This is a genomic window from Nakamurella panacisegetis, assembly GCF_900104535.1.
GTDB classification, from domain to species: Bacteria; Actinomycetota; Actinomycetes; order Mycobacteriales; family Nakamurellaceae; genus Nakamurella; species Nakamurella panacisegetis.
Genome location: NZ_LT629710.1, coordinates 4024570 through 4046248 on the forward strand (window position 1 = coordinate 4024570; position 21679 = coordinate 4046248).

At 68.7% G+C, this 21679-nt stretch carries 14 protein-coding genes and 1 tRNA gene; 13 read left to right on the forward strand and 2 right to left on the reverse strand.

Annotated features, from left to right (window positions below; translation table 11 throughout):
• The first annotated feature begins 79 nt into the window (after positions 1-79).
• The 5 genes from gltB to BLS97_RS18155 all read left to right on the forward strand — a co-directional run bounded on the left by gltB (position 80) and on the right by BLS97_RS18155 (position 9964).
• Positions 80-4663, forward strand: coding sequence for a glutamate synthase large subunit (gltB, locus tag BLS97_RS18135; RefSeq protein WP_090478635.1), 4584 nt, complete (start codon positions 80-82; stop codon positions 4661-4663).
• Positions 4656-6107, forward strand: coding sequence for a glutamate synthase subunit beta (locus BLS97_RS18140; protein ID WP_090478637.1), 1452 nt, complete (start codon positions 4656-4658; stop codon positions 6105-6107). The genes gltB and BLS97_RS18140 overlap by 8 nt, the downstream gene beginning before the upstream one ends.
• 240 nt (positions 6108-6347) lie before the next feature.
• A complete protein-coding gene (gene pyk / locus BLS97_RS18145) occupies positions 6348-7766 on the forward strand; it encodes a pyruvate kinase (RefSeq protein WP_090478642.1) in 1419 nt (472 codons plus the stop codon).
• A 132-nt stretch (positions 7767-7898) separates the two neighbouring features.
• Positions 7899-8807 (forward strand): acyl-CoA thioesterase, encoded by a 909-nt coding sequence (locus BLS97_RS18150; protein WP_231988181.1) that lies wholly within the window; start codon positions 7899-7901, stop codon positions 8805-8807.
• A complete protein-coding gene (locus BLS97_RS18155) occupies positions 8804-9964 on the forward strand; it encodes a cation:proton antiporter (protein WP_090478645.1) in 1161 nt (386 codons plus the stop codon). Before BLS97_RS18150 ends, BLS97_RS18155 begins: the two co-directional genes overlap by 4 nt.
• Before the next feature lie 120 nt (positions 9965-10084).
• Here the strand turns inward: BLS97_RS18155 and BLS97_RS18160 are convergent.
• Positions 10085-10158, reverse strand: a tRNA-Leu gene (locus BLS97_RS18160).
• A gap of 225 nt (positions 10159-10383) precedes the next feature.
• Between BLS97_RS18160 and BLS97_RS18165 the strand changes: the two genes are divergently transcribed.
• From BLS97_RS18165 to BLS97_RS18190, 6 genes are all read left to right on the forward strand, one after another.
• A complete protein-coding gene (locus BLS97_RS18165) occupies positions 10384-10968 on the forward strand; it encodes an ANTAR domain-containing response regulator (protein ID WP_090478650.1) in 585 nt (194 codons plus the stop codon).
• Between the two features lie 358 nt (positions 10969-11326).
• Complete coding sequence (locus BLS97_RS18170; RefSeq protein ID WP_090478653.1) at positions 11327-12571, forward strand: branched-chain amino acid ABC transporter substrate-binding protein; 1245 nt, start codon at positions 11327-11329, stop codon at positions 12569-12571.
• 160 nt (positions 12572-12731) lie between these two features.
• Entirely contained in the window at positions 12732-13679 is a 948-nt protein-coding gene (locus BLS97_RS18175; protein WP_090478656.1) for a branched-chain amino acid ABC transporter permease, read from the forward strand.
• Entirely contained in the window at positions 13676-15955 is a 2280-nt protein-coding gene (locus BLS97_RS23605) for a branched-chain amino acid ABC transporter permease (protein WP_197676259.1), read from the forward strand. Before BLS97_RS18175 ends, BLS97_RS23605 begins: the two co-directional genes overlap by 4 nt.
• A complete protein-coding gene (locus BLS97_RS18185; protein WP_090478661.1) occupies positions 15952-16869 on the forward strand; it encodes an ABC transporter ATP-binding protein in 918 nt (305 codons plus the stop codon). The genes BLS97_RS23605 and BLS97_RS18185 overlap by 4 nt, the downstream gene beginning before the upstream one ends.
• On the forward strand, positions 16866-17582 hold the full coding sequence (locus tag BLS97_RS18190) for an ABC transporter ATP-binding protein (RefSeq protein ID WP_090478664.1): 717 nt from the start codon (positions 16866-16868) through the stop codon (positions 17580-17582). Before BLS97_RS18185 ends, BLS97_RS18190 begins: the two co-directional genes overlap by 4 nt.
• Positions 17583-17646: 64 nt before the next feature.
• Here the strand turns inward: BLS97_RS18190 and BLS97_RS18195 are convergent, their stop codons facing one another.
• Entirely contained in the window at positions 17647-18075 is a 429-nt protein-coding gene (locus BLS97_RS18195; RefSeq protein WP_090478667.1) for a hotdog fold thioesterase, read from the reverse strand.
• 98 nt (positions 18076-18173) lie between these two features.
• Between BLS97_RS18195 and polA the strand changes: the two genes are divergently transcribed.
• Both polA and BLS97_RS18205 read left to right on the forward strand, forming a co-directional pair.
• Positions 18174-21026, forward strand: a complete 2853-nt coding sequence (polA, locus tag BLS97_RS18200; protein ID WP_090478671.1) for a DNA polymerase I — start codon at positions 18174-18176, stop codon at positions 21024-21026.
• A gap of 59 nt (positions 21027-21085) precedes the next feature.
• Complete coding sequence (locus tag BLS97_RS18205) at positions 21086-21679, forward strand: ASCH domain-containing protein (RefSeq protein ID WP_090478676.1); 594 nt, start codon at positions 21086-21088, stop codon at positions 21677-21679.

The following is a 21679-nucleotide window of genomic DNA, read 5'->3' on the forward strand; positions in this document are numbered from 1 at the left end:
ACTCACATCACCACTTGCTGCCCTTCGCCCCTCCTGACGGAGCGGAAGAAGCGGCAGCGTCGACGACGGGAGGCTTGCCGTGAAGTACTCGGCAATTCCGGGTCCCCAGGGCCTGTACGACCCAGCATTCGAACGCGACTCGTGCGGCGTGGCCGCCGTCGCCGACATCAAGGGCCGTCGCAGCAACAAGATCGTGGCCGATGGAATCACCGCCCTGATCAACCTGGAGCACCGCGGCGCCGCCGGCGCCGACCCGGCCGTCGGTGACGGGGCCGGGATCCTGTTCCAGGTGCCGGAGGGTTTCCTGCGTGCCGTCGTCGATTTCGATCTGCCCGTCGTCACCGGGGCCAACTCGCCCGACGGGTGCGCGTTCGCGGTCGGCACGGCGTTCCTGCCGCAGGACGACTCGGAGCGAGCACGGGCCAAGGAACTGATCAGCCGGATCGCCGACGAGGAGAACCTCGAGGTGATCGGCTGGCGTGAGGTCCCCACCGACCCGATCGGCTCCGGCGTCGGGAAGATGGCGCTCGACGTCATGCCGGTGTTCGAGCAGCTGTTCCTGGCCGGCCCGAAGGACCAGGCCGGCCACCGACCGTTCGGCGTCAAGCTGGACCGCCTGGTCTACCCGCTGCGCAAGCGCGTGGAACGGGAGACCGCCGAGCAGGGCATCGACGTGTACTTCCCGTCGCTGTCCAGCCGCACCCTGGTCTACAAGGGCATGCTGACCACCCAGCAACTGCCCGACTTCTACGACGACATCCGCGACCGGCGGGTGGAGAGCGCGATCGCCGTCGTGCACTCGCGCTTCTCCACCAACACCTTCCCGGCCTGGCCGCTGGCCCACCCGTTCCGGTTCATCGCGCACAACGGCGAGATCAACACGGTGCGCGGCAACCGGAACCGGATGCGGGCCCGTGAGTCACTGCTGGCCAGCGACCTGATCCCGGGAGATCTGAACCGGATCTTTCCGATCAACTCGGCCGAGGCGTCCGATTCGGCCTCCTTCGACGAGGTCCTGGAGCTGCTGCATCTGGGCGGTCGGTCCCTGCCGCACGCCGTGCTGATGATGATCCCGGAGGCCTGGGAGAACGGCCGCGAGACCATGGACCCGGCGGTCCGGGGCTTCGCCGAGTTCCACGCCTCCCTGATGGAACCGTGGGACGGCCCGGCTTGTGTCACCTTCACCGACGGGCGACTGCTCGGCGCGGTGCTGGACCGCAACGGGCTGCGTCCCGGACGGTGGTGGCTCACCAGCGACGACACCGTCGTGTTGGCCTCGGAGGCCGGGGTGCTGTCCATTCCGCCGGAGAAGATCGTGGAGCGGGGCCGGCTGCAGCCGGGCCGGATGTTCCTGGTCGACACGGTGGCCGGCCGCATCCTGGACGACACCGAGGTCAAGGCCGAACTGGCCGCGGAACATCCGTACTCCGAGTGGGTGCACGCCGGGCTGGTCCCGTTGGACGAGCTGCCCGCCCGCGAGCACGTGATCACCTCCCACGACGCCGTGCTGCGCCGTCAGCAGGTCTTCGGGTACTCCGAGGAGGACCTGCGGATGCTGCTGACCCCGATGGCGCGTACCGGGGCCGAGGCGATCGGGTCGATGGGGACCGACACTCCCGAAGCCGTCCTGTCGGCCCGGCCGCGGCTGCTGTTCGACTACTTCTCACAGTTGTTCGCGCAGGTCACCAACCCGCCCTTGGACGCCATCCGCGAGCAGATCGTCACCAGCATGTCCAGCGTCATCGGGCCCGAGGCGAACCTGCTCGACCCGTCGCCGTCGTCGTGCCGGCAGATCTCCCTGCCGTTCCCGGTGATCGACAACGACGACCTGGCCAAGCTGATCGGGGTCAACTCCGACGGCGACATGCCGGGCTTCGCCGCCGCCGTCATCTCCGGCCTGTACGAGGTCGACGGCGGGGGAGCGGCCCTTGGCGCGGCCCTGGAGCGGTGCCGCCGGGAGGCCGACGCCGCCATCGAGGCCGGTGCGCGCATCCTGGTGCTGTCCGACCGGGACTGCGACGCCAAGCGCGCGCCCATCCCGTCGCTGCTGCTCACCTCGGCCGTCCACCAGCACCTGGTCCGGCAGAAGTCCCGCACCAAGGTCGCGCTGATCACCGAGACCGGCGACGCCCGCGAGGTCCACCACGTCGCCCTGCTGCTGGGGTACGGCGCCGGCGCGGTCAACCCGTACCTGGCGCTCGAGTCGGCCGAGGACCTGGCGGTCGCCGGTCTGCTGGGCGACGTCCGTCCCGCGGCCGCCGTCAAGAACACCATCTACGCCCTCGGCAAGGGCGTGCTCAAGGTGATGAGCAAGATGGGCATCTCCACCGTCGGTTCCTACCGGCAGGCCCAGGTGTTCGCGGCGTTCGGCATCGACGAGAGCGTGCTCGGCGAGTACTTCACCGGCACCACCTCCCGCACCGGCGGCAGCGACCTGGATGTCATCGCGGCCGACATCCTGGAGCGTCACTCCCTGGCCTTCGTGTCCAACACGGCGGTGCGCGAGCACCGCGGTCTGGAGATCGGCGGCCAGTACCAGTGGCGGCGCGAAGGGGAGATCCACCTGTTCAACCCGGAGACGGTCTACCTGCTGCAGCACGCGACGAAGACCAAGCAGGTGTCGGTGTTCCGCCGCTACACCGACACGGTCGACGAGCTGTCCCGCAAGGGTGGGACCCTCCGCGGCCTGTTCGGCCTGCGCACCGATGTACGGACGCCGATCCCGCTGACCGAGGTCGAGCCGGTGGAGGACATCGTCAAGCGGTTCGTCACCGGGGCGATGTCCTACGGTTCCATCTCGATCGAGGCGCACGAGACGCTGGCCATCGCGATGAACCGGCTCGGCGGACGCTCCAACACCGGCGAGGGCGGCGAGGACATCGAGCGGTTGCTCGACCCGCGGCGCCGATCGGCCATCAAACAGGTGGCGTCCGGACGGTTCGGCGTCACCAGTGCCTACCTGGTCAACTCGGACGAGATCCAGATCAAGATGGCCCAGGGGGCCAAGCCGGGTGAAGGCGGCCAGCTGCCCGGCAACAAGGTGTACCCGTGGATCGGCAAGACCCGGCACGCCACCACCGGCGTCGGGCTCATCTCGCCGCCGCCGCACCACGACATCTACTCGATCGAGGATCTCAAGCAGCTGATCCACGACCTGCGGAACGCGAACCCGCGGGCCAACGTGTCGGTCAAGCTGGTCGCCGAGCCGGGTGTGGGCACGGTCGCCGCCGGTGTGGTGAAGGCGCACGCCGATCTGGTCATCATCGCCGGGTACGACGGCGGCACCGGCGCCGCCCCGTTGACCTCGCTCAAGCACACCGGACAGCCCTGGGAACTCGGCCTGGCCGAAGCGCAGCAGACCTTGCGGCTCAACGGGTTGCGCGAACAGGTGCGACTGCAGGCCGACGGCGGCCTCAAGACCGGCCGGGACGTGGTCATCGCGGCTCTGCTGGGCGCCGAGGAGTTCGGGTTCGCCACCGCGCCGCTGGTGGTGGCCGGCTGCGTCATGATGCGAGTCTGCCACCTGGATACCTGCCCGGTGGGCATCGCCACCCAGAACCCGGTGCTGCGCGAGCGGTTCACCGGCACGCCGGAGTTCGTCGAGACGTTCTTCCTGTTCCTGGCCGAGCAGGTGCGCGAGTACCTGGCCGCCCTCGGATTCCGGTCGATCGACGAGGCCGTCGGCCACGCCGAGCTGCTGGACATCGCCCCGGCGGTCGACCACCACCGGGCCCGCGGCCTCGACCTCGCGCCGTTGCTGGCCGTGGCCGATGTCGACGCCGGGCACCGATGCACCAACCCGGCCAAGCACGACCTGAGTCAGACCCTGGACGCCCGTTTCATCGAATCGTGTGCGCAGACCCTGCACGACGGTTCGCCGGTGGAGCTGGAGTTCGACGTCCGCAACGTCGACCGCACGGTCGGAACGATGCTCGGCTCCGAGGTCACCCGCCGCTTCGGTCCGGAGGCGCTGCCGCAGGACACCATCCGGATCGCGCTGACCGGAACCGCCGGTCAGTCGCTGGGCGCGTTCCTGCCCCGGGGCATCACGTTGACCCTGACCGGGGACGCCAACGACTACGTGGCCAAGGGGCTGTCCGGCGGTCGGATCGTCGTCCGGCCGGCGGAGAACTCGCCGGCCCAGGCGCCCGGGGCGAAGACCCAGGTGATCGCCGGCAACACCATCGGCTACGGCGCCACCTCGGGCGAGCTGTACCTGCGGGGCCGGGTCGGCGAGCGTTTCGCCGTCCGCAACTCGGGGGCCCTGATGGTCACCGAAGGCACCGGCGACCACGCCTTGGAGTACATGACCGGCGGGCGGGTGGTCATCCTCGGCCGTACCGGCCGGAACGCCGCGGCCGGGATGAGCGGTGGCATCGCCTACCTGCTCGACGCCGATCACGCCCGGATCAACAAGGAGCTGGTGGACGTCGAACCGCTGGAGCTGGACGAATTCGTCTGGCTCGGCGAGGTCATCGCCGACCATGTGCGGTACACCGGCTCGCCCATCGGCCGGCGACTGCTGGACTCCTGGGAGACCGAGTCGGCCCGTTTCTCGCGGGTGATGCCGCGGGACTACAAGCGGGTGCTCGAACTGCAGGCCAAGGCCGAGGAAACCGGCGTCGACGCCGACGAACTGATCATGGAGGCGACCCGTGGCTGACCCCAGCGGCTTCTTGAAGTACGACCGCAAGACCCCGGCCCGGCGGCCGGTGCCGTTGCGGCTGCGCGACTGGAACGAGGTCTACGAACCGTTCAGCGAGGGCGAGACCAAGATCCAGGCCGCCCGCTGCATGGACTGCGGAATCCCGTTCTGCCACCAGGGTTGTCCGCTCGGCAACCTGATCCCGGAGTGGAACGAACTGGTCCGCACCGGCCGCTGGGACGATGCCTCCGACCGGTTGCACGCGACCAACAACTTCCCGGAGTTCACCGGACGGTTGTGTCCGGCGCCGTGCGAGGGATCCTGCGTGCTCGGCATCGGGGACGACCCGGTGTCGATCAAGGTGGTCGAGCAGCAGATCGCTGACCGGGCCATCGCCGGCGGCGGCCTGGCGCCCCGTCCGGCAGCGATCTTCACCGGCAAGAAGGTGGCGGTCATCGGCTCCGGGCCGGCCGGCCTGGCCGCGGCCCAGCAACTGGCCCGCGCCGGTCACGAGGTGACCGTGTTCGAGCGCGACGGGCGCATCGGCGGCCTGATGCGGTACGGCATCCCGGAGTTCAAGATGGACCGGGCTGTGCTGGATCGGCGGCTGGAGCAGATGAGCGCCGAGGGCGTCCGCTTCATCACGCACTGCGCCGTCGGCACCGACCTGTCGGTGAACGACCTGCGGCGCAACTTCAACGCCGTGGTCATCGCCACCGGCTCCACCGTCCCGCGGGAGCTGCAGGTGCAGGGCCGCGAGCTGGCCGGGGTCGAACTGGCCATGGACTACCTGGTGCAGGCCAACAAGGTGCTGGAAGGCACCGCGGGCACCGTCCCCGCCCTTGATGCGGCCGGAAAGCACGTCGTCATCATCGGCGGCGGCGACACCGGGGCCGACTGCTACGGCACCGCGCTCCGGCAGGGTGCCGCGTCGGTGACCCAGCTGGACATCCACGTCCAGCCCCCGGTCACCCGTCATCCGTCCACCCCGTGGCCGGTGTACCCGCTGCTGCTGCGCACCTCGGCCGCCCACGAAGAGGGTGGCCAGCGCGTGTTCGGGGTCAACTCGACGTCGTTCGAGTCCGTCGACGGGCGTGTCTCGGGCATTCACCTGGTCGAGGGCAAGCGGGTGGGTGGCGGCTTCATCCCGTCGGCCGGCACCGAGAAGCACATCGAGGCCGACCTGGTGCTGCTGGCGCTCGGGTTCGTCGGGCCGGAGCGCGAGGGTCTGCTCGACGAGCTGGGCATCGACATCTCCGGCCGGGGCACCGTCAACCGGGACGACGACTACATGACCAACATGCCCGGCGTCTTCGTGGCCGGCGACGCCGGTCGCGGGCAGTCACTGATCGTGTGGGCCATCGCCGAGGGTCGCAGCGCGGCCGCCGGCGTGGACGCCTACCTGTCCGGTGGCTCCTCCCTGCCCGACCCCCTCGAGCCCACCGCCGTCGCCCTGCGCTGACCGCCCCCACCCCGGCGTGGATCAACTTCGCAGGCCTGGACGAAAGTGAACACTTCCGTCACTCCAGTCCCAAACCGGCGAAGTTGATCCACGCCGACCGGTCCAGGCCGGGGGGAATCGGGTCGCCTGCGAACGGCATTCGGGCACAGGGGATGTCCGTACGGCGACAGGTTGCCGAACTCCCCGGGGTGCTGTGACCCCGATGACGGAATCGGTTCAGAAAACCGCTAGGCTGCAGCTATGGATCGTCGCGCAAAAATCGTCTGCACCCTTGGCCCCGCCACCTCTTCCGAGGAAGCAATCACCTCGTTGATCGAGGCCGGCATGAACGTCGCCCGGATGAACTTCAGTCACGGCGACTACGCCGACCACCAGGCCGTGCACGGTCACGTGCGGTCCGCTGCCCTCAAGCTGGGCCAGACCGTCGGCATCCTGGCCGACCTGCAGGGCCCGAAGATCCGGCTCGGCCGGTTCGCCGACGGCCCGCACAACTGGGAGACCGGCAGCCAGGTCACCATCACGGTCGACGACATCATCGGCACGGCGGACCGGGTGTCCACCACCTACAAGGGGCTGGCCAACGACGCCCGTCCGGGCGATCGTCTGCTGATCGACGACGGCAAGGTCGGACTGGTCGTCACCACGATCGACGGCAACGACGTCAACTGCACGGTCACCGAAGGCGGGCCGGTCTCCAACAACAAGGGGATCTCGCTGCCCGGGATGAACGTCTCCGTCCCGGCCATGTCCGAGAAGGACATCGCGGACCTGAAGTTCGCGCTGTCGCTGGGGGTCGACTTCATCGCCCTGTCGTTCGTCCGCTCGCCGGCCGACGTCGACCTGGTGCACGCCGTGATGGACGAGGTCGGCGCCACGCGCGTCCCGGTCATCGCCAAGCTGGAGAAGCCGGAAGGGGTGGCGAACCTCGAAGCCATCGTCCTGGCCTTCGACGGCATCATGGTCGCCCGTGGCGACCTGGGTGTGGAATTGCCGCTGGAGCAGGTCCCGCTGGTGCAGAAGCGCGCGGTGCAGATCGCCCGCGAGAACGCCAAGCCGGTCATCGTCGCCACCCAGATGCTCGACTCGATGATCGAGCACTCCCGTCCGACCAGGGCCGAGGCCTCCGACGTCGCCAACGCGGTGCTCGACGGCGCCGACGCGGTGATGCTCTCCGGCGAGACGTCGGTCGGCAAGTACCCGTTCATCACGGTGGCCACCATGGCTCGCATCATCGAAGCGGTCGAGGCCGAGACGACCAGCGTCCCGCCGCTGACCCACGTGCCGCGAACGAAGCGCGGAGTGCTCTCCTACGCCGCCCGCGACATCGGGGAGCGCCTCGAGGCGAAGGCCCTGGTGGCCTTCACCCAGTCCGGGGACACCATCCGCCGCCTGGCTCGGCTGCACACCCACCTGCCGCTGCTGGCGTTCACGCCGCTGGAGGCGACGCGCAACCAGCTGGCGCTGACCTGGGGGACCAAGACGTTCCACGTCGCCGCGGTCGACTCCACCGACCTCATGGTGGAGCTCGTCGACGAGGCCATGCTGCAGGTTCCGGGCTACCACGAGGGCGACACCGTGATCATCGTGGCCGGCTCGCCGCCCAACACCGCCGGTTCCACCAACCTGATCCGGGTGCACCGGTTGGGTTACAAGGACTGACCGTCCGAATCCTCGCGCGCGGCGGGCCCCCCAATCCCGGGGGCCCGCCGTTTGTGATTTCCGCCCGCGGCCGGCCGGGCGCCCCGCACCGTCCGGCGGACGGCCGACCCGGGGGCCGATACGGTGATCGGCGTGAATGACAACGACTCACCGCCCGCAGCGGAACGGTCCGAGGCCGAAGGCCGCGCCACCACCGCCGCTCTGATCCGGCTGCTCGACCTGGAACGCCTGGAGGACAATCTCTTTCGTGGCGTGTCGCCCGAGAACTCGACCATGCGGGTGTTCGGAGGACAGGTGGCGGCCCAGGCACTGACCGCGGCCGGACGTACGGTCCCACCGGATCGACGGGTGCATTCGCTGCACGCCTACTTCCTGCGGCCCGGCGATCCGCGCGTTCCCATCGTCTTCGACGTCGACCGCACCCGGGACGGGCAGTCGTTCACCACCCGCCGGGTGATCGCCATCCAGCACGGCAAACCGATCTTCACCCTGTCCAGTTCCTTCCAGCTCGACCAGCCGGGGGTGGACCACAGCGACCCGATGCCGGTCGTGCCGCGGCCGGAGACCCTTCCCACTTTCGCCGAGCGGATGCAGGCGGCGCCCCAGCCGGCGGGCCTGGGCCGGGTTCCGCGCCCCTTCGACGTCCGCTACGTCAACGATCCGCCGTGGGCGAGTGATGCCGAGCCCCGGTCCGAGGTCAGGAATCAGGTGTGGTTCCGCAGTTTCGGCGCCCTTCCGGACGATCAGCTCCTGCATGTGTGCATGCTGGCCTACCTGTCCGATCTGACCCTGCTCGATTCGATCCTGGCCACCCACGGGCTGGGCTGGTCGACCTCGAGGCTCTCCTTGGCCTCGCTCGATCACGCGATGTGGTTCCACCGCCCGATCCGGGTCGACGACTGGGTGCTCTACGACACGCATTCGCCCAGCGCCTCGGGATCTCGCGGGCTGGCGATGGGGCACTTCTTCGCGGCCGACGGCGCCATGCTGGCCACGGTGGTGCAAGAGGGACTGGTCCGGGTGGGGGTCGCGCCGGCATGACGCTGGTCGGCCTGGCGGTGGTACTGGCCGTCGGGCTGGTCGGCCCGCTGCTGGCCACGCCGGCCCGGCTCCGGCTACCGGTGGTGGTCGGTGAGATGGTGCTCGGCGTCGTCGTCGGGCGTACCGGGTTCGGCTGGGTCCATCCCGACGACCAGGTGCTGTCGTTCCTGGCCACGGTCGGTTTTGCCCTGGTCATGCTGGTGGCGGGCAGCCACGTGCCGGTCCGGAACGCGACCCTCCGCTCTCAGCTGGGCCGGGGGTTGCTGCTCGCCGCCCGGGTCGGGGTGTTGGCGGTTCCCATCGGACTGCTGATCTCCGGGGTGGCCGGGACCGGTCACGGGCTGTTGTACGCGGTGCTGCTGGCCTCGAGCTCGGCCGCGCTGGTGATGCCGGTGATCGACGGCGCCGCCCTGACCGGGAGCCGGGTGACGGCCACCGTGGTGCAGGTGGCGGCGGCCGACACGGTGTGCATCGTGGCCTTGCCGTTGGCCGAGAACCCGTCCAAGGCACTCGGCGCGGCGGCCGGGGCACTGGCCGTCATCGCGGCCGGCGCCGTGGTGGCCGGGGTGATGACCGTCATCGCCCGGACCGGGACCCTTCGTCGTCTGCAGCAGTTGTCCAAGCGCCGGCACTTCGGCCTCGAGCTCCGCTGGAACCTGATCATCCTGTTCTCGCTGGCCGGGCTGGCCCAGGCGGTCGGGGTGTCGGTGATGCTCGCCGGGTTCGTCTCCGGGATCGTGCTCGCCAGCCTGGGTGAGCCCAGAAGGCTCGCCAAACAACTGTTCTCGGTCAGTGACGGGTTCCTCGCCCCGGTGTTCTTCGTCTGGCTGGGCGCCTCGCTCGATCTGCGGGCGATCGGCGGCCACCCGAAGATGCTGCTGGTCGCCGGTCTGCTGGCCCTGGGAACGGCCGGCGTGCACGCCGCGGTCGTGCTGGCCGGTCAGCCCTTGCCGTTGGCCCTGTTGGCCGGAGCGCAGCTGGGGGTGCCGGTGGCGGCGGTGACGATCGGCACGAACACCGGTCGATTGGCGCCGGGGGAGGGCGGCGCGATCCTGGCGGCCGCGCTGGTGAGCATCGCGGTGACCAGTGTGGCCTCCGCGTTCGCGGCCCGGCCACCCCGAGGGCCGGGGCCGGCTTCACCCGCATCCGAGGGCTGAAGACCCGGCGTGTGGTCTCGGCGGTGGCTGCGACGGCCCGGACCGGCCGGCGCCCGGTGGTGGACGTGCCGCCACGTGGTTGACGCGTCGGCATGTCGTTGACGGGCCGGCCTGTCACAGTGCCCCCGGTCAGACTCGAACTGACACTGCACGGGATTTGAATCCGTTTCCTCTGCCAATTGGGATACGGGGGCAGGACCCGCGAGCGGGTCGGGGGAAGCTTACCTGCCCTCCGACCGTGGATTCGACTCGTCGTTTGCGACCCGTCAGGCGGAGTCGATCGTCACACCGGATGGGGCGGTTTCGCCTCCTGGCGGAGGCTGACCGTCACACAGGAGTTACATCGCCTCGGTAGGCTCCCTGCGCGGCCGAATTCGCGGCCCAGTCCGAGAACCGGGCACAAACGCAGGAGGTGGCTGATGACCAGTCCGCGTCGCGTTCTCATCGCCGAGGACGAGGCCCTGATCAGGCTGGACCTCGCCGAGATGTTGGCGGAGGAAGGGTTCGAGGTGGTCGGCGAAGCCGGCGACGGCGAGGAAGCCGTCGCGCTCGCGATCAAGCTGAAACCCGATCTGGTGATCCTGGACATCAAGATGCCGAAGAAGGACGGCATCGACGCTGCGGCGGAGATCGTCGCCGGGCAGATCGCCCCGGTGGTGATGCTGACCGCGTTCTCGCAGCGGGATCTGATCGAACGGGCCAGGGACGCCGGGGCCATGGCATACCTGGTGAAGCCGTTCTCGCCGGCCGATCTGCTGCCGGCCATCGAACTGGCGGTGGCGCGCTATGCCGAGATGGTGGCCCTGCGTGAAGAGGTCACCGATGTGACGGCGCGTCTGGAGACCCGGAAGTTGATCGACCGGGCGAAGGGCCTGCTGATGACGAACCAGAAGATGACGGAGCCGGAGGCGTTCCGCTGGATCCAGCGGACGGCGATGGATCGCCGCACGTCGATGCAGGCCGTCGCCCAGGCCGTACTCGACGGGCTGGGTGCGAAGGCCTGACGTCGATCGCCGTCGGGCCTGCTCCCAGTTGGGTGCAGGCCCTGCGGCGAAATCGCGGGCCCGGAGGCAAGGACGTGGCACGGCAGCCGGGCGCCCGCAAATGTTACGGCCGTGTGCTGGTTGGACGCGATTTGGTCACGATCGGTCTCGCGGTGGGCCGGACCGGTTCCACATAGCCGCGAAAGCGTTACCGTCCTCCCTTGCGGTGGCCCGGCTTGTGTGACACACATAGCTGATCCCCGTCCGCTATGTCCGTTAGAAAGTCCGATCTTCGATTCGAAGGTCGACAAACGAAGGAGAAACGTCAGTGCGGAGTAGTTCTCTGGCGAAAATCGCCGCAATCGGAGTGGTGGGTGCGATGGCTCTGGCCGCGTGCTCGAACTCCAGCACCGCGAGCTCGTCCTCATCGGCCGCCCCGGCCGCCAGCCCCGGTGCCCCGGCATCGAGCGCCGCCCCGGCCGCCAGTTCCGGGTCGGCCTCGGCCAGCTCGGCCCCGTCCAGCGCCGCCGCCGGCGGTGGGCTCGGCGGAGGCGGCACCACGATCAAGATCGCGTTCCAGGGACCGTTGTCCGGCGACAACCAGCAGCTCGGCATCAACGAGGTCAACGGCTTCCGCCTGGCCATCTCCGAGGCCAACGCCTCGGGCAAGCTCGGCTTCACCCTGGCCGGCATCGAGTCGGACGACCAGGGCGCCCCGGACAAGGCTCCCGCCGCGGCCGCGAAGATCCTGCAGGACAGCGCCGTCGTCGGCGTCATCGGGCCGAGCTTCTCCGGTGCCACCAAGGCGGTGGGCAAGACCTACGGTGACGCCGGTCTGGCCATGATCACCCCGTCGGCCACCAACCCGACGCTGAGCACGCTCGGCTTCACCACCTTCCACCGCATCGTCCCCTCGGACAACGTGGAGGGCACCCAGGGCGCCGACTGGTTGGCCACCAAGGGCATCAAGACGGTCTACGTCATCGACGATCTGTCCGATTACGGCAAGGGCGTCGCCGACGCCATGGAGAAGGAACTGACGGCCAAGGGCGTCAAGGTCACCCGCCAGGGTGTCGACGCCAAGACGACCGACTACACCGCCTCCGCTCAGGCCGTGCAGTCCTCGGGTGCCGGCGCCCTGTTCTACGGCGGTTACGACGCTCAGGCGGCGCTGTTCGCCAAGGCGCTCAAGGCGGCCGGTTACAAGGGTCTGACCGTCACCGGCAACGGTGGCAAGTCGTCGGTGTTCACCACCGGCGCCGGTGCGGCCGGTAACGGCTGGTACTTCACCTGTGGTTGCCTCGACGCCACCACGGCTCCGGCGGCCAAGGCCTTCACCGCGGCGTACACCAAGATGTTCAACACCCCGCCGTCGACCTACTCGCCGGAGGCGTACGACGCCACCAACGCCCTGATCGAAGCGATCAAGGCGGCCAAGGGCGCCGGTTCCATCACCAAGGCCAGCGTCGAGACCGCGGTCAACGCGTTGGACTACAAGGGCATCACCACCGAGGTCAAGTTCGAGAAGTCGGGTGAGGTCTCCGCCTCGGTGCAGACCGTCAACCTGTACCAGCAGAAGAACGGCGCGATCGTGCTCCTGGGCAACATCAAGGACCAGAAGTAATCGCCCAGCAGTGAATGCTCCGGCACGACAAAGCAAGTGATGAGAGGTGTCGTCGGTCTGCATCCGCGGACCGGCGGCACCTCTCGTGCATACTGCCGGACAACGCTCGGCCTGGTCCCGTCCTACTTCTCATCGGCCCCTGGAAGGTTGACCTCTCCCGATGACCGAATTCTTCAATTACCTGATTGCCGGCCTGACCCGTGGCTCGATGTACGCGCTGATCGCGCTCGGCTACACGTTGGTCTACGGCGTCCTCCAGCTGATCAACTTCGCGCACAGCGAGGTGTTCATGTCCGGAGCCTTCGGCAGCTACGCCATCGTGCACTGGATCGTCGGGAGCGGCGCTGACACACCCACCTGGGTCGTCGTCGTGGCCCTGGTCCTCGGCCTGGTGGCCGGTGCGGCCACCGGCGCCGCCGTCGCGTGGTCGCTCGAACGCGTGGCCTATCGGCCGCTTCGAAGACGGGGAGCTCCGAAACTCGCATTCCTGATCAGCGCCATCGGAATGTCCTTCTTCCTGTCGGCCTTGGCCGGCAAGCTGTTCGGCCGTCTGCAGAACAACTCGTTCCCGTCCTACTTCGACATCAACAAGCACGTCGTCGACGTCGGCCAGGTGCACATCGACCTGATCCAGGTCATCCTGATCGTGTCGGCCGTCATCATGATGATCTTTCTCGACCGTCTGGTGTCGGGTACGAAGCTCGGCCGCAGCATCCGCGGCGTGGCCGAGGACGCTCCGACGGCCGCTCTGATGGGGATCAACATCGACAAGACCATCTCGCGCACGTTCGTCATCGGTGGTGCTCTGGGCGGTGCCGCCGGGTTCCTGTTCGGCACCGCGTTCTCCCTGTCCAACACCATGGGCTTCCAACCAGGGATCAAGGCCTTCGCCGCGGCCGTGCTCGGCGGCATCGGAAACATCCGGGGGGCGATGATCGGTGGACTCCTGCTCGGCGTCATCGAGAACCTGATCCCGACCTTCCCCTGGTGGTCGAGCCCCTGGATCGGCATCAAATGGACCGATGCAGTGGCATTCGTGCTGCTCATCAGCGTTCTGGTGTTCCGGCCGACCGGTCTGCTGGGCGAGCGCCTTGGACGTGCGGCATGACGTCGATCAGCAAGAGCCCCGTGACGAAGAACGTCGGCGCGAAGAACCCGGTCGCCACCTTCTTCCAGAACCCGATCGTCACCCGGTTGCTGGCCTGTCTGGCCCTGGGAATCGTGCTGGCCGTCATCATCGGGCCGCAGGAGGGCAACTTCCAGGACATCGGCCTGGCCTTCCGGCAGGCCGTGTTCAGCCCCCGCGTGTTCGTCTTCCTGGCCATCGGCGTGCTGGTGTTCCTGGCCATCACGTTCTGGCCGTCGGTCGTGCCGTTCCTGGTGCGGCCCGGAGTCCGGCCGCTGCTGATCGGCGTGATCTCGCTGATCGCCGCGCACAGCCTGCTCAACTGGTACGACCAGCTCGGCAAGTTCGGGCCGCTGGCCGACGGAGTCAAGGCCAGCTCGCAGGTCAGCCCGATCACCCGGGCCTACTTCGGGTGGCTGTCCTGGACCCTGATCGTCGCCGTCCTGGTGGTGTGCGGGGTGGGGATCATCCTCGGGCTCCGCGTGCTGGGCTGGCTGACCGTGGCCATCGCGTTGTTCGGCATCTACGCGACCTACACCGCGCACGCCGACGTGCTCAAGGTCGGCAAGGCGGTCGATCACTCCCTCGGCAGCGGCGCGACCATCTTCGCCTACCTGGCGGTGGTCGCAGCTGCGGTGACGCTGGCGTTGTCGCAGTCGCAGATCGCCGACTCCAAGGCGTTCGCCGACACCGTGATGGGATTCCGGCCCGGCCTTCCGCTGGCCGGCGTCGGGGTCGTGGTCGGTGTGCTCGGCTTCGGCTCGGCCACCTGGTTCTCCCCGTTGGCCAAGAACGCAACGCTGACCGACACCTCGACGATGCTCACCGGCAAGGGGCTCGCCCCCATCGCCGGGGCCTACCTGTCCTGGCTGGGCTGGGCGTTGTTCGCCGTGACCGTTGTGCTGGCCGTCGCCGCGACCTACCTGCGCAGCCGCATGCTCGGGTGGATCACCGCCGGGGTCGGGCTGGTCGCGATGTTGGTCACCGTGTACGTGCTCTATCTGATCAGCTCGCTGGGCGCGACGCTCGGACTCGACTCCTCGACCGGCCCGTGGCAGAACCTCGGGGCCGGCGGCTGGATGGGAGCGGCCACGTTCCTGCTGCTGGCCGGGGCGGGGTACATCGTCGCGTCGGTCGGTACGGTCAGGTTGCCGTCGGTGGTCCGCCGCTCGAAGTCCTCCGACGCGATCGGCGGCGGTTTCCTGAAGTCCCCGGGTGGTGCCAAGACGCTGTTCGTGGTGGCCGCGGCGGCCGCCCTGTTCTACCCGCCGACGGCCAACGGTTTCTGGCAGAACGTGCTGGTCACCGAGATCGGGGTGTACGTGCTGCTCGCGGTCGGCCTGAACGTGGTCGTCGGCTGGGCCGGTCTGCTCGACCTCGGCTTCATCGGCTTCTACGCCATCGGTTCGTACACCACGGCGTATCTGGTCGGGTCCCTGCCGGTGAAGCCGCCGTCATGGCTGCACATGTCGCCGTTGCTGGCCATCCCGTTCGCGATCCTGCTCTGTGTGATAGCCGGCGTACTCCTGGGCGCACCGACCCTGCGGCTGCGAGGTGACTACCTGGCCATCGTCACGCTCGGATTCGGTGAGATCATCCGGATCTCCGCGGTCAACTCGGACGGCCTGACCAACTCCACCCGCGGGCCCTCACCGTCGGTGCCGCACCCGGTCATCAACCTCGGGTTCTTCAAGATCACGTGGGGTCAGAGCTACCTGCAGTACTGGTATCTGCTGCTGTTCCTCGTGGTCGTGGTCGTCGTGCTGTTCCGCCGGCTGGAGAACTCGCGGGTCGGCCGGTCCTGGGCGGCCATCCGCGAAGACGAGATCGCCGCCCAGGCCACCGGTATCAACACCACCCGGGTCAAGCTGATGGCCTTCGCCATCGGTGCGTCGACCTCGGGCCTGGCGGGTGTGTTCTTCGCCAGTCAGGTCGGTTACTTCAACCCGGACAACTTCGTGTTGAACAACTCGATCCTGGTGGTCGCCTATGTCGTCTTCGGTGGCATGGGTTCGCTGCCCGGAGCCATCGCCGGCGCCGCCGTGCTGACCTGGCTCCCGGAGTTCCTCAAGGATCAGGTGCCGGCCGAGGACCGCCAGATCTGGATCGGTCTCATCGTCCTGCTGATGATGATCTTCCGTCCGGGCGGTCTGATACCGGCCCGGCGCCGGCAGGCCGAACTCAAAGGCCTGCACGCGGACGAGAGTTCAGAGGTCACAGCCGTGCCCGAGGGCGAAGGTTTGGGAGCGAAGGCATGAGCGTCGCAACAGATACCAGGGATGTCATCTACGACATCGACTCGGTCACCCTCCGGTTCGGCGGCGTGACCAGCTTGAACAACGTCTCCATGAAGATGTACCGGGGCGAGATCCTGGCCGTCATCGGTCCCAACGGTGCCGGCAAGACCTCGCTGTTCAACTCGCTGACCGGCGTGTACACCCCCCAGGAGGGGAGCATCAACCTCGCCGCCCGGGTCGGTGACCACCCGGTCAGCGTGCTGGGCCAGAAGACGCACGTCGTCAACCGGCTCGGCGTCGCCCGGACGTTCCAGAACATTCGGCTGTTCCCGGCACTGACCGCTCTGGAGAACGTCAAGGTCGGCGTCGAGACGCGTCAGCGGTCCGGCCCGATCGCGTCGATGCTGGGCATGCCCTGGCAGCGACGGGAGGAGCGCGAGAGCTCCGAGCGGGCGTTCGAGTTGCTCCACGAGGTCGGCCTCACCTCGCGGGCCAACGAGCTGGCCGGGTCGTTGGCCTACGGTGAGCAGCGGCGGCTCGAGATCGCCCGGGCGTTGGGCACCAACCCCGGCGTGATCCTGCTCGACGAGCCGGCCGCCGGGACGAACCCGGCCGAGAAGCGGGATCTGGCCGCGCTGATCACGAAGATCAACCAGGACGACGGGGTGTCGGTCCTGCTGATCGAGCACGACATGAAGCTCGTCATGTCGATCGCCCACCGCCTGATCGTGCTCAACTTTGGCCAGAAGATCGCCGAGGGCACGCCGGAGCAGATCCAGAAGAACCCGGCCGTCATCGCCGCCTACCTGGGCAGCAGTGAAGAGGAGGCCGCCGACGAGCTCGCTCATGGCGACCTCCCGTCGGCCGGGCCCGCGTTGATCTCGTTCGACAAGAACGAACTCAGCGCCAACGACGTGACGGAGGGTCAGGCATGAGTCTGCTGGAGGTCGACGACATCGAGGTGCGCTACGGCGCGATCAAGGCGCTCAAGGGCGTCAGCTTCGAGGTCGAGGAGGGCGAGATCGTCGCGCTGCTGGGAGCCAACGGCGCCGGCAAGACGACCACCCAGAAGACCGTGTCGGGCATGCTCCGCCCGGCCCTGGGTCAGATCCGGTACGACGGCCAGCGCATCGACGGCATCCCGGCCCACGAGCTGATCCACCTCGGGATCTGTCACGTGCCGGAAGGCCGTCACGTGTTCCCGCTGATGACGGTGGCGGAGAACCTGGAGATGGGGGCCTTCCGGTTCAAGAAGCCGGACGAGAAGGTGCTCGAGCACGTGCTGGAGCTCTTCCCTCGCATGCAGGAGCGCTACAAGCAGCAGGCCGGGACGTTGTCCGGCGGCGAGCAGCAGATGCTCGCCATCGGGCGGGCCCTGATGGGCAAGCCCCGGTTGCTGCTCCTGGACGAGCCGTCGATGGGGCTGGCCCCGCTGATCGTCAAACAGATCTTCGACATCATCAAGGAGATCAACGGCGAAGGCGTCACGGTGCTGCTGGTCGAGCAGAACGCCACCCAGGCCCTCGGCCTGGCCAACCGCGGCTACGTGCTGGAGACCGGCGAGATCGTGCTGACCGGTACCGGCCAGGACCTGCTGGCCGACGACCGGGTACGGGCGGCCTACCTCGGCGAGGAGATCGCCTCCTAGGTCGGTTCATCCTCAGGCTGCTGCCCCGCTCCGTCCCCGGTGCGGGGCAGCAGCCGTTCCGGGCTCAGGTCGGCTTCACGGTCTGACGGATGATGCAGGTCAGGCGGGCCGTGCACACCCGCTGCCGGTCCTCGTTGCTGACCACGATCTCGAACGACGCGACGGTCCGGCCGACCTGCAACGGGGTCGAGACGCCGTACACGTAGCCGTCCCGCGCGGCGCGGTGGTGCGAACAGCTCAGCTCGATCCCGACCGCGGTGCCGGTCTGGCCGGCGGCCACCTGGGCGTGGAACGAGCCGAGCGTCTCGGCCAGCGCCGCGGTCGCGCCGCCGTGCAGCAGATCGAACGGCTGCCGATTCCCGACGACCGGCATCCGCCCGGCCACCCGCTCGGTGGACACCTCGGTCAATTCGATGCCGATGCGTTCGGCCAGTTCGCCGCGCATCGCGTTCGCCTGCTCGACGGTCAAGCCGTCCGTGGTTGCCTCGGTCATCAGATTCCGCTCCAGGTCTGCCCTGCGTCGACGATGTCAGGTCGCCGAGCCTGCGGCCCGGGTCCCTGTCGGTGTTTAACCCTAGACTCGGGCGCGTGATGGCCACTGCTGCACCAGGTACCGAATCCACGATCGCCGAGCCGGCGGCGCCCAAGAAGCCGGTGGCGCGTCCGAACCCCCCGGGCCGGAAGGCCCCCCGCGGGCAGACCCCGGCCGAGGCGAAGATCGCGGCCTCGAAGGCCGCCGCCCCGCGCACTTCGCCGCTGTTGTTGCTGCTGGACGGGCACTCGCTGGCCTACCGCGCCTTCTTCGCGTTGCCGGTCGAGAAGTTCTCCACCACCACCGGGCAGCCGACCAACGCGGTGTACGGCTTCACCTCGATGCTGATCAACCTGCTGCGGGACGAACGTCCCACCCACGTCGCGGTCGCGTTCGACCTCTCCCGGCAGACGTGGCGCAGCGAGGAGTTCGCCGACTACAAGGCCAACCGTTCGACCTCGCCGGCCGACTTCAAAGGTCAGGTCGAGCTGATCAAGGAGGTACTGGCGGCGCTGCGCATCGACGTGCTGACGGCGGAGAACTTCGAGGCCGACGACGTCATCGCCACCCTGACCACCAAGGCCGAGGCCGAGGGCATGGAGGTACTGATCTGCACCGGGGACCGCGACGCGTTGCAGCTGGTCACCCCGGGGGTGACGGTCCTGTATCCCAAGCGAGGCGTGTCCGACATGACCAGGTTCACCCCCGAAGAGGTGATGGACAAGTACGGTCTCACCCCGGCTCAGTACCCCGACTTCGCGGCCCTGCGCGGCGACCCATCGGACAATCTCCCCGGTATCCCGGGGGTGGGGGAGAAGACAGCCGCGAAGTGGATCCGCGATTTCGGCTCGCTGGGAGAACTGGTGGACCGGGTGGACGAGGTGCCCGGCAAGACCGGTGACGCCCTGCGCTCCGCGATGTCCAGTGTGCTGCAGAACCGCCGGCTGACGCAGCTGGTGCGCGACGTCGACCTGACGGCCGATCCGGCGGCCCTCGTCGCACGGCCCTACGACCGGGAGGCCGTGCACGAGATCTTCGACAACCTGCAGTTCAAGGTGCTCCGCGAACGTCTGCTGGAGACGTTCGAGCAGGCCGATGTCACGAGCACGGCCGGGTTCGACATCAGCGGCGTCCGGCTGCGGCCCGGGCAGGTCGGCCCCTGGCTGGCCGCCCACGCCACCGGCACCGTCGGGCTGTCCATCCGGGGGCAGTGGGCCCCCGGTGGTGGTGACGTCAGCACGATGGCCGTGGCCGACGCGGCCGGGACCAGCGCGGTGATCGACGTGACCGCCCTCGACCCCGACGACGACTCCGCGGTCGCGGCCTGGCTGGCCGACGCGGACCGGCACAAGGTCGGACACGACCTGAAGACGCCGGTCAACGCTCTCTTCGGCCGTGGCTGGGCGGTGAACGGGATCACCTGCGACACGGCCTTGGCCGCGTACCTGGCCCTCCCCGGTCAGCGGGCGTTCGACCTGGGTGACCTGGTCCAGCGGTACCTGCACCGCACCCTGGACGCGGCCCCCGGGGACGACGCGCCCCAGCCCGAGCAGCTCACGTTGTCCTTCGAGACCGACGGAGCGGTGCCTGACCTCGACGCCGAGGAGGACCGCAAGGAGATGATCAAGGCGCTGGCCGTCATCGATCTGGCGTCCGCTCTGGAAGCCTCGCTGGCCGAGAGCGGTCAGCAGGCACTGCTGACCGACATGGAACTTCCGGTGATGGCCGTACTCGGGCGGATGGAGCGCACCGGAATCGCGGTCGACGTGCCCTACCTTCAGGACCTGCGCTCGACATTCGAGTCGGAGGCGAACACCGCCGCCCTTGCCGCGTACGCGGAGATCGGGCACGAGGTGAACCTCGGTTCGCCGAAACAACTGCAGGTGGTGCTCTTCGACGAGCTGAACATGCCGAAGACGAAGAAGACCAAGACGGGCTACACCACCGACGCGGATGCGTTGACCTGGCTGCACGAGCAGACCGAACACCCCTTCATGACCCACCTGCTGCGCCACCGCGACGTCACCAAGCTGAAGACGACGGTGGAAGGGCTGCTGAAGGCGGTCAGCGAGGACGGTCGGATCCACACCACGTACCTGCAGACGGTGGCGGCCACCGGCCGTCTGTCGTCCACCGAACCGAACCTGCAGAACATCCCGGTGCGGACCGACGAGGGCCGGCAGATCCGGGCCGCCTTCGTGCCCGGGGCCGGTTACGAGAACCTGATCACCGCCGACTACTCGCAGATCGAGATGCGGATCATGGCCCACCTCTCCAAGGACGAAGGGCTGATCGAAGCCTTCCGGTCGGGTGAGGATCTGCACACCGCGGTCGCCGTCCGTGCGTTCGGCGTCCCGGCGTCCGAGGTCACGCCGGAGCTCCGCCGCCGGATCAAGGCGATGAGCTACGGCCTGGCCTACGGTCTGTCCGCCTTCGGGTTGTCCGGTCAGCTGAAGATCAGCGTCGAGGAGGCCAGGGAGCAGATGGACGCCTACTTCGCCCGGTTCGGCGGCGTCCGCGACTACCTGCGAAGGGCGGTGGACACGGCGCGACTGGAGGGCTACACCCAGACGCTCTTCGGACGACGGCGCTATCTGCCCGACCTGACCAGTGACCATCGCCAGCGGCGGGAACTGGCCGAGCGGGCGGCGCTCAACGCGCCGATCCAGGGCAGTGCCGCCGACATCATCAAGGTGGCCATGCTGAACGTGCAAGCCCGTTTCGACGCCGAGCGGCTGACCTCCCGGCTCTTGCTGCAGGTGCACGACGAACTGGTCTGCGAGGTCGCGCCGGGGGAGCAGGCCGCGGTGACGGCGGCCCTGCGGGAGGAGATGGCCGGAGCCTTCCCGCTGGACGTCGATCTCGACGTGTCGGTCGGGGTCGGCCGCAACTGGGACGCGGCCGCCCACTGATCGCTACCCGCTGACCGCCGCCCGTCGGGTACGCCGAGCCGGAAGCAAAGGAGTGCCGCGTGCTGCTGCCCAACCTCGTGGTCCAAGGAATCGTCGATGGGCGCGTCACGCACGTCTACCGCCGATGGGACGTCCCGCGGGCCAGAGCGGGGGGCCGGCAGCTGACGAAGCTCGGGCTGATCGCCATCGACGCGGTGGAGGAGGTGCCGAGCGTGGAGTCGATCACCGAGGCCGATGCGATCGCGTCCGGCGAGCAGTCGGTGGCGTCCCTGACGCGCTGGCTCATGAAGCGTCCCCAGGACCGGATCTTCAAGATCTCCCTCCACTACGCCGGCCCGGATCCGCGGTGGGAACTGCGCGAACAGCTGCCGGACGAGGCGCAGCTGCGGAAGATCGACGCGGCCCTGGACCGGCTCGACGCAGCCAAACCCACCGGCCCGTGGACCCGGTTCATCCTCGGGTGGATCCGGGACAACCCGGCCGTCGTGTCCAAGGTGCTGGCCGCCCGGCTGGAGCGCGAGCTCCAGCCGATGAAGACCGACATCCGGAAGATGAAGGCGCTCGGACTGACGATCAGCCTGGACGTCGGGTACGAGCTGTCCCCACGGGGAGCGGCCTACCTCGCCTGGCACGACGCGGCCCGGGCGGGCTAG

Excerpts from the sequence above, each read along its gene's own strand:
- BLS97_RS18155 (WP_090478645.1), top strand. The coding sequence starts at position 8,804 with ATGACGCTGGTCGGCCTGGCGGTGGTACTGGCCGTCGGGCTGGTCGGC.
- BLS97_RS18190 (WP_090478664.1), top strand. The coding sequence starts at position 16,866 with ATGAGTCTGCTGGAGGTCGACGACATCGAGGTGCGCTACGGCGCGATC.
- BLS97_RS18165 (WP_090478650.1), top strand. The coding sequence starts at position 10,384 with ATGACCAGTCCGCGTCGCGTTCTCATCGCCGAGGACGAGGCCCTGATC.
- BLS97_RS18170 (WP_090478653.1), top strand. The coding sequence starts at position 11,327 with ATGGCTCTGGCCGCGTGCTCGAACTCCAGCACCGCGAGCTCGTCCTCA.
- BLS97_RS23605 (WP_197676259.1), top strand. The coding sequence starts at position 13,676 with ATGACGTCGATCAGCAAGAGCCCCGTGACGAAGAACGTCGGCGCGAAG.
- polA (WP_090478671.1), top strand. The coding sequence starts at position 18,174 with ATGGCCACTGCTGCACCAGGTACCGAATCCACGATCGCCGAGCCGGCG.
- BLS97_RS18185 (WP_090478661.1), top strand. The coding sequence starts at position 15,952 with ATGAGCGTCGCAACAGATACCAGGGATGTCATCTACGACATCGACTCG.
- BLS97_RS18175 (WP_090478656.1), top strand. The coding sequence starts at position 12,732 with ATGACCGAATTCTTCAATTACCTGATTGCCGGCCTGACCCGTGGCTCG.
- BLS97_RS18195 (WP_090478667.1), bottom strand. The coding sequence starts at position 18,075 with ATGACCGAGGCAACCACGGACGGCTTGACCGTCGAGCAGGCGAACGCG.
- pyk (WP_090478642.1), top strand. The coding sequence starts at position 6,348 with ATGGATCGTCGCGCAAAAATCGTCTGCACCCTTGGCCCCGCCACCTCT.